13 protein-coding genes and 1 tRNA gene are annotated in these 13,187 nt (G+C 67.8%); 6 read left to right on the top strand and 8 right to left on the bottom strand.

What is annotated here, in order from left to right:
- Positions 1-225 precede the first annotated feature (225 nt).
- Together ACGWYJ_RS25950 and ACGWYJ_RS25945 are read right to left on the bottom strand one after the other, a co-directional pair.
- Positions 226-990, bottom strand: a complete 765-nt coding sequence (locus tag ACGWYJ_RS25950; RefSeq protein WP_395108935.1) for a crotonase/enoyl-CoA hydratase family protein — start codon at positions 988-990, stop codon at positions 226-228.
- Between the two features lie 9 nt (positions 991-999).
- Positions 1,000-1,773, bottom strand: a complete 774-nt coding sequence (locus ACGWYJ_RS25945) for an SDR family NAD(P)-dependent oxidoreductase (RefSeq protein WP_395108934.1) — start codon at positions 1,771-1,773, stop codon at positions 1,000-1,002.
- A gap of 157 nt (positions 1,774-1,930) precedes the next feature.
- Here ACGWYJ_RS25945 and ACGWYJ_RS25940 point away from each other — a divergent pair, with 157 nt between their 5' ends.
- Both ACGWYJ_RS25940 and ACGWYJ_RS25935 read left to right on the top strand, forming a co-directional pair.
- Complete coding sequence (locus tag ACGWYJ_RS25940) at positions 1,931-2,779, top strand: SDR family oxidoreductase (RefSeq protein ID WP_395108933.1); 849 nt, start codon at positions 1,931-1,933, stop codon at positions 2,777-2,779.
- 37 nt (positions 2,780-2,816) lie between these two features.
- The gene (locus ACGWYJ_RS25935; RefSeq protein WP_395108932.1) at positions 2,817-3,836 is read left to right on the top strand and encodes a DNA topoisomerase IB; all 1,020 of its coding nucleotides are present in this window, start codon (positions 2,817-2,819) and stop codon (positions 3,834-3,836) included.
- 95 nt (positions 3,837-3,931) lie between these two features.
- Here the strand turns inward: ACGWYJ_RS25935 and ACGWYJ_RS25930 are convergent, their stop codons facing one another.
- The 5 genes from ACGWYJ_RS25930 to ACGWYJ_RS25910 all read right to left on the bottom strand — a co-directional run bounded on the left by ACGWYJ_RS25930 (position 3,932) and on the right by ACGWYJ_RS25910 (position 6,598).
- Positions 3,932-4,699 (bottom strand): metallophosphoesterase, encoded by a 768-nt coding sequence (locus tag ACGWYJ_RS25930; RefSeq protein ID WP_395108931.1) that lies wholly within the window; start codon positions 4,697-4,699, stop codon positions 3,932-3,934.
- Entirely contained in the window at positions 4,696-4,953 is a 258-nt protein-coding gene (locus tag ACGWYJ_RS25925) for a BON domain-containing protein (protein WP_395108930.1), read from the bottom strand. Before ACGWYJ_RS25925 ends, ACGWYJ_RS25930 begins: the two co-directional genes overlap by 4 nt.
- Positions 4,950-5,561, bottom strand: a complete 612-nt coding sequence (locus tag ACGWYJ_RS25920; protein WP_395108929.1) for a hypothetical protein — start codon at positions 5,559-5,561, stop codon at positions 4,950-4,952. The genes ACGWYJ_RS25925 and ACGWYJ_RS25920 overlap by 4 nt, the downstream gene beginning before the upstream one ends.
- Positions 5,562-5,612: 51 nt before the next feature.
- Positions 5,613-6,056 carry a family 1 glycosylhydrolase gene (locus ACGWYJ_RS25915; protein ID WP_395108974.1) on the bottom strand — a complete coding sequence of 148 codons (444 nt, stop codon included), beginning with the start codon at positions 6,054-6,056 and terminating at the stop codon, positions 5,613-5,615.
- Positions 6,057-6,187: 131 nt separating this feature from the next.
- Positions 6,188-6,598 (bottom strand): PaaI family thioesterase, encoded by a 411-nt coding sequence (locus tag ACGWYJ_RS25910; protein ID WP_395108973.1) that lies wholly within the window; start codon positions 6,596-6,598, stop codon positions 6,188-6,190.
- A 30-nt stretch (positions 6,599-6,628) separates the two neighbouring features.
- Here ACGWYJ_RS25910 and ACGWYJ_RS25905 point away from each other — a divergent pair, with 30 nt between their 5' ends.
- The 3 genes from ACGWYJ_RS25905 (at position 6,629) to ACGWYJ_RS25895 (ending at position 11,816) form a co-directional block, all read left to right on the top strand.
- Positions 6,629-7,912, top strand: a complete 1,284-nt coding sequence (locus ACGWYJ_RS25905) for a cytochrome P450 (protein ID WP_395108928.1) — start codon at positions 6,629-6,631, stop codon at positions 7,910-7,912.
- Positions 7,913-7,955: 43 nt separating this feature from the next.
- Positions 7,956-8,028: transfer RNA gene (locus tag ACGWYJ_RS25900), tRNA-Lys, on the top strand.
- A gap of 485 nt (positions 8,029-8,513) precedes the next feature.
- Positions 8,514-11,816, top strand: a complete 3,303-nt coding sequence (locus ACGWYJ_RS25895; RefSeq protein WP_395108927.1) for a hypothetical protein — start codon at positions 8,514-8,516, stop codon at positions 11,814-11,816.
- Positions 11,817-12,218: 402 nt separating this feature from the next.
- Here the strand turns inward: ACGWYJ_RS25895 and ACGWYJ_RS25890 are convergent, their stop codons facing one another.
- Entirely contained in the window at positions 12,219-12,476 is a 258-nt protein-coding gene (locus ACGWYJ_RS25890) for a hypothetical protein (protein WP_395108926.1), read from the bottom strand.
- A 413-nt stretch (positions 12,477-12,889) separates the two neighbouring features.
- On the opposite strand from ACGWYJ_RS25890, the gene ACGWYJ_RS25885 reads away from it, so the two are divergent.
- On the top strand, positions 12,890-13,187 hold a 298-nt coding region (locus tag ACGWYJ_RS25885), incomplete at its 3' end, for a hypothetical protein (RefSeq protein ID WP_395108925.1).

The raw sequence follows: 13,187 nt of genomic DNA, 5'->3' as shown, positions 1-13,187 counted from the left end.
AGCCGTTCCTGAAAGCCCGCTGAAGATGCCCTGAGCCTTACCAGGAAACCCGAAGAGGTGGCGGGAACGCGAACGGCCCGCCCTCCGAAGAGGACGGGCCGCTGGGCCGAACGAGCTTCCCCACTCGCCGACTCCGGTCAAGGATACTCCGGGACGGCCCCGTGTCGTACTCCCTTGGCGTCATCGGCATGCCGTGTTCCGGCGGGGCGGGTCAGCCCGTGAGGGTCACTCGCCCTTCCAGACCGGCTTGCGCTTCTCGGCGAAGGCGGCCGGCCCTTCCTGGGCGTCCTTCGACGTGAACACGGGCAGGGTGATCTCGCTCTGCTTCCGCCACATCTCCGTGGAGTCCCAGTCCGCGGACTCCACGATGATCTTCTTGGTGGCGGCCAGCGCCAGCGGGGCGTTCTCGGCGACCTGGAGCGCCAGGTCCCTGGCCCCGGCCAGCGCCTCCCCCGGCTCGGTGAGCCGGTTGACCAGGCCGAGCCGCGCCATCCGCTCCGCCGGATACTTCTCGCCGGTCAGCGCGATCTCCATGGCGATGTGGAACGGGATGCGCCGGGGCAGCCGCAGCAGCCCGCCCCCGCCGGCGACCAGGCCGCGCTTGGGCTCGGGCAGCCCGAACTGGGCGTCCCGCGCGGCCACGATCAGGTCGCAGCTCAGCGCCACCTCGCAGCCTCCGGCCAGCGCGTAGCCCTCCACCGCGGCGATCAGCGGCTTGGCCGGCGGGCGCTCGGTGATCCCCGCGAACCCGCGGCCCTCCACGATCGGGTTGTCGCCGGTCAGGAACCCCTTGAGGTCCATGCCGGCGCAGAACGTGCCGCCCGCGCCGGTCAGGACGCCGATCGACAGGTCCTTGCGGGAGTCCAGCTCCTCGGCGGCGGCGGCCAGTCCCTGCGCCACCGCCCCGTTGACGGCGTTCCTCGCCTCAGGACGGTTGATGGTGATGATGAGGACGGCGCCCTGTTCCTCGGTCAGTACTGCGTCGGCCACCTTGGTGCCTCACTTCGGCTGGAAGCGGATGCCGCCGTCGAATCGGATGGTCTCGCCGTTCATGTAGTCGTTCTCGATGAGGGACTTCACCAGGTGCGCGAACTCCGACGCCTTGCCCATCCGCTTGGGGAAGGGCACCGGCGCGTACAGCTTGGCCTTGAACGCCTCGGCGGCCTCGCCCTCGCCGTAGATGGGGGTGTCGATGATGCCGGGGCAGATGGTGTTGACCCGGACGCCGATCGCGGACAGGTCGCGGGCGGCGGGCAGGGTCATGCCGACGATGCCGCCCTTGGAGGCGGAGTAGGCGACCTGGCCGGTCTGGCCCTCCAGCGCCGCGACCGACGCGGTGTTGATCACCACGCCGCGCTGCCCGTCCTCGTCGGCGGGCTCGGTCTTGGCGATGGCGGCGGCGCCGATCCGCATCAGGTTGAACGTGCCGATCAGGTTGATCCGGATGACGGTCTCGAACGCGCTGAGGTCGTGCGGCGTGCCGTCCCTGTTGACGGTGCGGGACGCCCAGCCGATGCCGGCGCTGTTGACGATGACGCGCAGCGGGGCGCCGGTGTCGACGGCGGCGCGCACGGCGGCCTCCACCTGGGCCTCGTCGCCGACGTCGGTCTTGACGAACACGCCGCCGATCTCGTCGGCCAGCGCCTTGCCCTTGTCCTCGTTCAGGTCCGCGACCACCACCTTGACGCCGTCGGCGGCCAGTTCGCGTGCGGTGGCGGCGCCGAGGCCGCTCGCTCCACCGGAGATGACGGCGGACACTCCGTTCAGGTCCATAAGCAGCACCTTACGTGAGACCGAATGTGGTTCGGGAGATGTTACCCAGGAGTCACGATACGGGTGGTGTTTGCCCCCTCGCCTCCCGGGCATGCGCGTCCCGAAAACGTCCCGCACCACGCGTCCGGAACGCGCCGGACGCGGACAGGAGGCGACGATGAGCGAGCCACCCGCACAGGACCAGCCTTACCCGGGCCGCACCGCCGACATGACCCCCGAGCCGCGGGACGAGATGCGCGACTACGAGGGACGCGGCCTGCTCGGCGGACGGCGCGCGCTGATCACCGGCGGCGACTCGGGGATCGGCCGGGCGGTGGCGGTCGCGTTCGCCAAGGAGGGCGCGGACGTCGCGATCACCTACCTCAGCGAGGACGACGACGCCCGGCACACCGCGGCGCTGGTCGAACGGGAGGGCAGCCGCTGCTTCACCATCGGCGGCGACCTGGCCGAGGAACGGCACGCCCGGGAGGCCGTCGTGCACGCGGCCCGCGACCTGGGCGGCCTGGACGTGCTGGTGCTGCACCACGGCACGCAGACGCCGGTCAAGGACGTCCGGGAGATCGACGACGCGCAGTTGCGCCGCACCTTCGACGTGAACACGCTGTCGCTGTTCTGGATCGTCCAGGAGGCGCTGAACCACCTCGGCGACGGGTCCTCGATCGTGTTCACCGGCTCCATCAACGGGCTGCGCGGCAACAAGAGCCTGATCGACTACTCGGCCAGCAAGGCCGCCGCGATGACGTTCGCCCAGTCGCTGGCGCAGAACCTGCTCGACCAGGGAATCCGGGTGAACTGCGTGGCGCCCGGCCCGGTGTGGACGCCGCTGATCCCCGCCACCTTCGACGAGCAGAGGGTCGAGGGCTTCGGCGGCCAGTCGCCCATGGGAAGGGCGGCCCACCCCGACGAGGTGGCGCCGTCCTACGTGTTCTTCGCCGCCGACAGGCTGTCGTCGTACTACACCGGCCAGACGCTGGTGCCCGCGGGAGGAGAGATCCACCCCGGCTGACCGAAGGTGGCCCGTAGCAGCACGGGAGGTGGGGGACGTGCGGCGCAGTGACCCCTCCGAGCCCGGCCTGACCCGGCGGCGGCACGGCCGCGGCTTCCGCTACCTCGGCCTGGACGGCTGCACCCCGGCCGACCCCGAGCAGGTACGGCGGATCAAGGACCTGGTCATCCCGCCCGCGTGGAGGGACGTGTGGATCTGCCCGGACGGCGACGGCCACATCCAGGCCGTCGGCATCGACGACGCGGGACGGCGCCAGTACATCTACCACGCCGAATGGCGGGCCCGGCGCGACCGCGAGAAGCACGACCGGGTGCTGGAACTGGCCGCCCGGCTGCCCGCGGTCCGGGCCGTCCTCTCCGGCCACATGGCCGGGCGCGGCTTCACCAGGGAACGGGTCCTGGCCGCCGCGGTCCGGCTGATCGACCTCGGCTTCTTCCGGGTCGGCGGCGAGGAGTACGCCGCCGAGAACGGCACGTTCGGGGTGGCCACCGTGCTGCGCGAGCACGTCCGCTGCCGCCGCGACGTGGTGATCTTCGAGTATCCGGCCAAGGGCGCCAGGGAACGGCAGCAGGCGGTGGCCGAGGAGGAGGTCCGCCGGGTGGTCAACGGGCTCAAGCGCCGCCGCGACCCCGGCCCCGAACTGCTCGCGTACCGCAACCGGGACGGCGCCTGGCACGACGTGCTGACCTCCGACATCAACGACTACATCCGCGAGGTGACCGGCGGCGACTTCACCGCCAAGGACTTCCGTACCTGGCACGCCACCGTCCTGGCGGCGGTGGGCCTGGCGGTGTCGGTGCCGCGGGCCGGGGACGGCGAGCGGCGCAGGGCGCGGGCGGTGACCCGGGTGGTCCGGGAGGTGGCGGGCTACCTGGGCAACACCCCGGCCGTGGCGCGCGCCTCCTACATCGACCCCCGCGTCATCGAGCTGTACGAGCGGGGCGAGACGATCGCGCCCGCGCTGACCGAGCTCGGGGTGGACGCCGAGGCGGGCGAACTGGCGACGCAGGGCCCGGCGGAGCAGGCCGTGCTCGACCTGCTCCGCCCGGACGGGTGAACGGCCACCGGACCGCCCCCTCCTGCGCGATCCGCCGGCCGTTCACAGTGCGGGTGGTTCGTGGGCCGGATGTGCATCCGGGAAGGCTTGCGGGTTCAGCTCGCGCCGGCGATGGCGCCCGTGCACGCCCCCTCTCCCGCGGGTCCCGTGAGCCCGTCGAGGGCGTAGACCGTGTACGCCTGCTGGAGCACCGGCATGGCGACGTTGCGGACCCGCACCCCGCCCGGTGTCTCGCCCTTCTCGGTCCCCTTGTGCGCGTGCCCGTGCACCGCCAGCGTGACGTCCGCGCAGTCGATCGCCTCGGCCATCAGGTAGCTGCCCAGGAACGGGTAGATCTCCAGGGGCTCGCCGGCCAGGGTGTCCTCGACCGGCGAGTAGTGCGTCAGCGCGACCCGGACATCGGCGTCCAGGCCCAGCAGCGCGGTGCCGAGCCGTTCCGAGAACTCCTTGGTGTGCGCGATGAACGCCTTCATCTCGCGTTCGCCGAAGTCGCTGCAGCACTTGCCGGCGAAACCGCCGCCGAAGCCCTTGCCGCCCGCCACCCCGAGCCGGAACCCGTGGCAGTCCACCACGACGCCCTCGCCCTCGACGACGGTGATCCCGGCGTCCCGCAGCATGGCGGTGATCTCGTCCTGGGCGTCGGAGTGGTAGTCGTGGTTGCCCAGCACGGCGATCACCGGGAGGCCGAGGTCGCGCAGCTCGTCGGCGACGACCCGGCCCTCCTCGACCGTGCCGTGCCTGGTCAGGTCACCGGCCACCAGCAACACCTCGGCGTTGCCCGCCAGCCGGCCGAGCTGCGCCCGGTACGTCCCGGCGGCATCGGGCCCCAAATGCAGGTCGCCGACCGCGGCCAACCGGATCATGACAGCGTCTCCTCACCGTCCGGCTCCCGCATGGCGGTCACCGTCACCTCGTTGCGCACGGTACGTCCCTCCGCGCAGACCCGCGCGGCCTCCTCGATCTGACGCCGCCGCTCCTCGTTCACCACCTCACCGCGCAGGTAGATCACCTCACCTCTGACGTCGACCTGGATGCCCAGCTCGTGCGTCCTGGAGGTGAGCCTCTCCTGGATGTGCGCGGACACGTAGTCGGACCGGCCCTGGGAAGCGTCGCTCACAGGAATCCCCCTTCGATGACACCGAGCCTGGCCAGCAGCGTGAGGAAGGCGTAGGCGTACGGGGAGTCGGCCGTCTCCTTGCCGACCTGCGGCCAGTCGACCTGCTCCCGCAGCGCCCGGCAGACGTGCAGGTACTCGCTGAAGTCGCAGGCGGTCTCGGTGAACGCCAGCAGCCGCATGATCACCAGGTCGGTGGCGGGCAGCACCGGCATCAGCACGGCCGCGACCGACATCCGCTCCGCCCGGCCCAACAGCGCGTCGTCCACGGGACGGCCGGACGGGGTGTGGATCAGATCGATGGCGTGGTCGCCGTCGATGGCCTTGACCAGCCAGTTCTCGGGGATCCGGCGGCGTCGCATGCCCACGGCCTCCAGCGTCTCCAGCGCAGGCTCCGCGTCGCGGGGACGCAGCACGAAGTCCACATCGTGTGTCGACACGGCGGCGCCGCGCACATGCGCGGCGAACCCGCCCGCCAGCGCGAACTCGATCCCGGCCTCCTCCATGGCGGCGGCGGCCCGTCTCAGGCTGTGCAGCAGTCCCTCTTCGACCGTGCCCGACCCGGACGCCGCGACCGCCCCGGCGCCGGTCCGGAAGTGCTCGTCGCCCACGACCTCCCCTGCCTCATCGCTTCGCCGTGGCGGTACCCGGTGAGGCGGGGGTCATTCGGTTCGCCCGCTCGTGATTCGCCCTCGTCGGGACCCTCGGTAGAGCGCCCGGTACGGCGGCGTCCTGCCGAGACAGGTGGCGATCAGGTCCTCGACCGAGCACCACGCCGGCCTGCGCACCGGCACGTACCCGGACGGACCCCCGCCGTTGGCGATCACCGACTCGTCCCTGACACCGCGCCGCGGCTCGATCCGCGCCCATTCGAGGGACGTACGGAAAACGTTCAGGCCAAGACCACGGGCCAGCTCGATATCGCCGGGATAGCGGTGCCGGAAGTCGACCGAGTCGCCGTACGGAGTCTTGCCCCTCGCATACCCCGTCCAGTTGCTGTCAGGAAAGGACCCCTCGGCCTGGAAACCGGACGTGGAGACCCCGAACAAGAAACCAGAAGGGAATGTCGCGATCCTCGCACCCTCCGCGGAATGGGCCGGAGTCATCGTGACGGCGACCACAATGATCAAACGGATCCTGCCGGAGTCGGCCCTACCGGACACGAGGTCTCCTCAGGGAGCGGACCTGGGCTGCTTGACCGGATCACAAACGACACGGGACCCGCTGTCAGGAGCCGTCAGGCGGCCAGGAGCGCGTACACGGTGGTGGCGTGGGCGTACGGCTCGTGACCCCCCTCGACCGTCATCACGATGTCGGCGAAGGCCATCGTCCGTCCCAGCTTGGTGAGCTCCACCGAGACCAGCACGTCCTTCCCCACGACCGGCCGCAGGAACATGGTGTTCTGCTGGACGGTGGTCATCGGGACGAACCCGCCGCGCGCCGCCGACACCGCGATCACCGTGGCCGTGTCCGCCGCCGCCATCAACGCCTGCCCGGACATGCCGCCGCCCTCCCGCGCCAGCCGGTCCGACCACGGCAGCCGCAGCACGACGCTCCGCTCCCGCACCTCCTCCACCGTCAGGCCGAGATCCTGGACCCACGGCGCGAAGTTCTCCCGCAGGATCCTGTCGCCGTCCTCAGGCTTCATCGTCACCCCGCCATCATGCACGCTGGAGCCATGCGCGAGGAGATCTTCCTGCCCACCACCTACGCCTCGGGCGTCCCGTACGAGACGTTCCGGACACTGCGCGCGGAGGCCCCGGTCTGCCGGATCCCCGAACCCGCCGTCGGCGCCTGGCCCGCCGGACCCGGCTACTGGGGCGTCTTCCGGCACGCCGACGTCAAACACGTGCTGCGCACCCCGGAGGTGTTCTCCTCCCACCTCGGCGCCACCCAGATCCGCGACCCCGACACGCCCGAGGACCTGGAGTTCGTCCGGGCGATGATGCTCAACCAGGACCCGCCGGACCACTCCCGCCTGCGCCGCATCGTCGCCTCCGCGTTCACGCCCCGCGCGATCCGCGCCCTAGAGGCCACCATCGAGGACCGCGCCCGCACCCTGATCGCGTCCGCCCGCGGCGACGTCGACTTCGTCGAGGTCGCCGCCGACCTGCCCGTCTGGACGCTCGCCCACATCATGGGCGTCCCGTCCTCCGACCGCCGCCTCCTCTACGACTGGGCGTCCCGCGTCATCGGCTACCAGGACGCGGAGTACGCGGACCTCTCCTCGGCCACCGCCGACCCCCTGAGCCCCATGGCCCGCACCGCCCTGCGCCAGCGCCCCTCGACCCTGCTCCGCCCCGACGGCCGTCCCATGAACCCCCGTTCCAAGGCCGCCCTCCGCGACATGTTCGCCTACGCCCACGCCCTGGCCGACGCCAAACGCGACGCGCCCGGCGACGACATCATGTCCCGCATGCTCACCGGCGGCCTCTCCGACGCCGAGTTCGAGAACATGTTCTTCCTCTTCGCCGTCGCGGGGAACGAGACCCTCCGCAACGGCATCCCCGGCGGCCTCCTCACCCTCCTCGACCACCCCGCCCAGTTCGCCCTCCTCCGCTCCGACCCGTCCCTCCTGGACTCCGCCATCGAGGAGACGCTCCGCTACTGGCCCCCCGTCATGGACTTCCGCCGCACCGCCACCCAGGACGTCAAGCTCGGCCCCGCCTCCATCCGCGCCGGCGACAAGGTCGTCGTCTACCACGCCTCCGCCAACCGCGACGAGACCGTCTTCGACTCCCCCGACACCTTCGACATCACCCGCACCCCCAACGACCACGTCAGCTTCGGCTTCGGCCCCCACTTCTGCCTCGGCGCCCACCTGGCCCGCGTCCAGATGCGAGCCATCTTCCGCGAGCTCCTCCCCCTCACCATCACTCCAACCGGCCCCCCGGTACGCCTCGCCTCCAACTTCCAGAACGGCCTGAAGCACCTCCCCGTCCACCTGACCCCCACCCGGTAACCCCGATGCGAACACCCGTCCGCTCTCGATACCCTGACCCTGCGGGTCGCTAGCTCAATTGGCAGAGCTCCGGACTTTTAATCCGTAGGTTGTGGGTTCGAGTCCCACGCGACCCACCCTTGCTGACCTGGGCAAACGCGAGTTCGCCCCGGTATGCCCCCCGCCAGCTTTGCCCCGGTACGTTCCCGTGTTCGCTCGAAGTTCGCTCGCGGGGCCGAACCGGGGACGATCATGGTCCCAAGACCCCCGGCTCCATCACACCATCGCGGGCACGTGCCCCGCGTACGTGCAATCGCGGCCCGATGCACACCCTCCAGCGCCGGGCTACAGCTTGAGCTCTCTTGGGCGATGGGGGTGGGCTGGTGCCTGTCAGTTGGCGAGTGATTCGGGTTCTGCGCCGGAGGGGTCCTCGGATTCAGGATGGGTATCCCGGCCGATCATGGTTCGGTATGCCACTTGTGTCCCAGCGGTTGCTCCCTGGCCTGGCAGTGGGGGAGCGGGCGGTGACCGTGGGGATGTTGTCCTGGTGAGCTTCGTTGCCGGTCATCATGTTTGTTGACAACTGCGGCTTGCGACTAGGGTTTGACGCTATCGTCGGAGGGTGATGGCAGAGAAACGGGTAGTTTCCGCCGAGGCGACGGGCGGCGGTGGCACGCTATTCGAATACCGTGTCGCTGCTGTCTTGCTTGCGCATCTGGTGAGTGAGGCGTCACCGCAGGGTTTGCCGGTTCCTGTACGTTCTCTCGGTTTGCAACAGCGGGTGCGTGGCCATCGTCTCGACGACATCATCATCTCGGGAGATGACTCGCTTGATCACTTGACCACTGAATTTCAGGTTAAGAAATATCTGCGGGTCACAGAGAATGATAAGCCCTTCGTTGACATTGTCGAGCAGGCGCTACACGTGCTTGCGGACCGCCGCGTTGAGGTCGAGTGCGGGAACCGGGATCTCGGAGTCGCAGCCGGGGGAGCGGAGCGAAATCTGAGCGAACTCCGATGGCTTGCCGAGAGGGCGTCCTGTCACCTGGGCAGTCGCCTGTTCTTCGAGACTATCGAAAAGCACGCGGTAAAGGAGCGCTATCGCACCCGCCTGAATCATGTCAAAGCGGCGGTCGTGCTCGCACTCGGCCGGGGCGCCCCGGATCTGGGCGGCGTCGAGGAGACGACGCACGCATTTCTGTGTCGCCTTCAGGTGTGGTGTTCCTCCGTCGAGGACGGAGGTAACGACTACCTCCGCAGTTTGCACATGCTGAAGCCCATCGCTGAGTCCCTGTCGTTGACACCACAACAGGTCTTCAACGACTTGCTGGCCTACGCCCAGACAACTGGGCTGCACGCAGGAACGATCAACGCCGACATGGTGAACCGCTACATGAAGCGCCTTCGGGGGAGAGCCAGCAGCGTTCGATCCTCTCGAAAAGTGGCTGACGTTATCAGCGTGGATGCTGTTCTCAGAGGCCCGTTCAAGGCGTTGGGAATCGATGGAGAACTCGCCACCGCGAGGAGCCTTTTTAGCGACAACGACACGCGTGCGCCCGAGGCATTCGCCAAGCTCGCCAAAGCGCTACACGCTGAGGGTTTCATGCCTCATGCCCACCACATGCGGAGCGCCCAAGCATCTGCATTGCAGGCGGCTGGGAGCCTCACCCAGGCAGTCGACCTGAGCATCGGCCTGGCCTGGGACCATCTGGACAAAGCCCAGCCCTGGGACGCGCACGCGGCCTTGGGCGGCTCCGGTAGACGCCGCGACGGCATTGACCGGCCAATCGAACTGCATCGTGCTGCGAGAGCGGTGGACGAAGCGATTTGGGTGACTAAGGGGGCCGAGTTCTCCAATTTCCTCCAATCATTTGACGAGCTTGAGCCAGGCGATCCTCACAGCCTTCGCGCCGCCGTCTTCCTGTGTGAAGAAGCGATCGCAGCTGCCCGGCCAGGACTCGTCCTTGAACGGCTTGAGGCAATTCAAGGGATCTTGAAGGAACCTCAAGCCAGTGACGATGATGAAGCGAAACGATTGGTCCTCCGGGTTCAAATGTGTCTGGCTGATGCAACCGGAACCTGGGATGAACTCCTGAGGAGGGTGCGTCTACTGCACCCGCCGCAGACACTCGCATGGCTGCATGCCAGACACGGTCGGTATCTGGCGCTCCATGGAGATGGCCCGGGCGCCGAGCAGGCCTACCTGTCAGCGATCGAGCGTGCCGTTCCGGCGTCGATGTTCGACGAGGCAGCCGACTGGCTCTACGCCCTGAGGACGGCGCGCTTCTGGTACTACGACGGGGAAGACCGGGAAGACGAACACTCGATCGCGCAGACCCTGCGCCCCCTGGCCCGGACCAGCGGCCTGCCGGGTTCGCCCTATCTCCAGCAACACGCCTACTCATCCGCGCTCGATGACGACAAGACCGAAACAGCGATTCAGAGAACACTTCGCTGGCGTTGGCAGGCGGTACTCCGCGCGCAGCTCACAGAAGAAATCGACGCTGAAGAGAAACTGGGTCGACTCCTCCAGAGAAGAGGGGATCTGGCCGAGGCTAGAGATTCGCTGATAAGGGCCGGCGCATCGAAGCACATACCGTCATTGGCGAAAACCCTACCTGAGAAACGAGTCCTACTTCCGCCGCTTCGGCGTGACGCTCCACCCGTCCAGCACGCCGCCGTCTTCGCCTTCGCGGCACAGACCGCCGATCTCCTCAGCGACGACGATGCCCGTACCTGGGCTGACTGGGCGCTCGAGGAGGTGGCCAAGGATGAGAGCCGTGGATGGGCCATTGAACCATCACCCTACGTGCAGGCGTTCCAGCTACTCAAAGCGGTCGCGGGAGTCTTGGACAAGGAGCAGGTGGAACGCTTTCTCGTCGTGGCTCAGACCTTGCTCGACCATCCGAAGCCCTACTTTCGTCGGGTCGACCGGACCATAGTCCGCACCCTTGTCGCTCTGGCCCATGCAGGTTATCCGGAAGCACTCCCACTCCTGGTCGACCCTCTGACGAGTGACGAGCTCATGGGTGATGTCATCTACGCGGAGATCCCGAAGACAAAGAGGCACATAACCGAGCTAGTCGAGTTGCTTGGGCCGCTCGCGGAGACCAATCCACGTGTTTGCGGAGCGCTCATACGAGTCGGTGCGGACCCCGCGCCACTGCGCCCGTATGCCGGGGCGACACTCGAACGGCAATGGACCTCCGACAGCGATGACTCCTCAGCGATTGGCCACTGGTACGCCCCGGGGGATGCCATCCTAGCCTCGATCCTGAACATGGAAATCCGCCAGCGCTTCGCGTCAATCCTCCTTGACCGCGCGCTCGATCAAGGTCTGGCACCCATGGATCGAGGCAACAATCTTCGAGGTCTGTTCAACCTGGCTCGACGTCTGGACTCCGAAACCCAAGCTCGCTGTCGTCTGCGGCTCCTGGAACTTGCCCGCGGACTTCATGGCGGAGATCGCCCTCGCCGCCTCGATCAGACCAGTGTCCCGAACGAGGCCCTGGCATGTGCTGCTGCTTTCCAACCCGATGCGCAGCAGACACTGGAAATCGAGCAGATCGTTCTGAAGAATCTCAGGTCAAAGGGCGAATCAGAGAGTCGGACTATGGGCCACGTCCTATCTCAACTTCCCGCCCACCTGTCACAGCTGAATCCAAACCTTCTGGCGTTCCATCCATTCCCCGTAATGCGAATGATCGCCGCCTATCGGTGGGGAAGGGAAGCCGTTTCGCTCTCACCTGAGGCGGTTCATGAAATAGCAAACGACGATGCGGGCTCTGTCCGGAGAGAGACCGCGGCCGCCCTTGCCAGAAGAGTCAGCCTCAGCCCCGAGGAGAAATGCCTCAAGAGGCTTCTCCAGGCGGATGCTCGCCGAAGCGTCCGTCAGGCTGCCGCGGACCATTCCACGCAGGGCTAAGAAGAAGCCATTGGTGACAGGGGCCTGCTGGAACGCTCGTCTGCCGCAGACCTTGTACAGCTTGGTTCAGGACCCATGTCCTCGCGCTCCGACGCCGTGCCGCACCACTACCGCGCCAGTTAAAGGGTCTCCACACCCGACTCAATCGCCCATTTCGTGATCGCGTCTGTGTGCCCCCACCACCGAGTTGGAGCAATCTGCCCTTCAGTGGTGATGTGCAGGACGTCAGGATGACCGAAGGTGCGCATCAGGTCACCAACCAGGTACGCGGCCGCAGAAACGAGCTGGGGACCATCGCTGGCGAGGCCGTCCAAGGGGACAGCGCGTTCCGCGATGGGAATCGGGACGGCGCGTGTCAACGTTCCCAGCCGAGAGGGGCCCATCGCTCCGTCCGTGCTGAGCTCAACGCGGCGCCCCTGGGGAGAGCAGCAGATGAGCGGCGCGGATCAGCGCATCACCGCTGGCATAGGCGTAGTCCCGGGCGTAGCAGGCGAGAAACCGCAGGCCGGAAGGAACTGTCACCATCAGCCAGAGTTCGCCGATGCGGCAGGGCAAACCTCTGCCGGTATCCTCACGGAGCTCCCGGTTGAGATCCGGCACCCACAAGGCGAAAACTCCGGCACCGCCTGTGTGGAGCTCTGCCGCGACGCCCTCGGCCATCTCGCCGGGCTCAACCTGGACGGTGCGGTCCAGCAGCAGGCACCGCGGGCCAGGCATGATGCGCTTCCAAGCGTTGCTGCGACTCCCCGAGCGCCGAGCAGACGAAGATCCGAAAGGGTCGCGAGAGGATCAAGGCCGAGCAGGCGAAACTGCAGGCACTTCGTCCGGACTCGCGCGCCCGACGTCGCGCGGAGCTATTGGAGGAGTTGGAGAGGCTGCTGCGCGAGTACCGAGAGGTCCAGGTCGACCGGCTGACGTCCGCGAGTTAGAAGTTGTCGCTCGCATCGACCAGTTCATCTTCGAGCTTCACGAGGCGCAGACGGGTGCCCTCCCTAACCCGCGTTGGATGGCCTCCGCGCCGAGGTGAGCACCACGTCCCCCGGCTGTCCATCACCAAGCAAAGATGGCTGGCCATGGTCGCCGACCGGTGGAAGTCGCTGCTCACCCAATTCAACGATACTGAACTGGCCGCATGCATCGTCGAGATCGACCGCCGCCACACCGAGCCGGTGCTGGAGTTCAATGACTCGTTCGTGTTCATCCTTGCCCACCGACCGATATGCGCACGAGCGACAACCCAGTCCAACCTGGTGTTGCGGAGCCGACCGAATGCGTCTTCGCCTGGCCCCCAGCCCATGTTCGAAAGCCAACCGCCCTCACCCAATCTCCTGCCCGGGGAAGCCGAAGGGGACAGCCGTCCTCGCAGCTGTC

It is taken from the genome of Actinomadura sp. SCN-SB (assembly GCF_043906805.1).
Taxonomy (GTDB): domain Bacteria; phylum Actinomycetota; class Actinomycetes; order Streptosporangiales; family Streptosporangiaceae; genus Spirillospora.
This window is presented reverse-complemented; position numbering and strand designations above follow the sequence as displayed.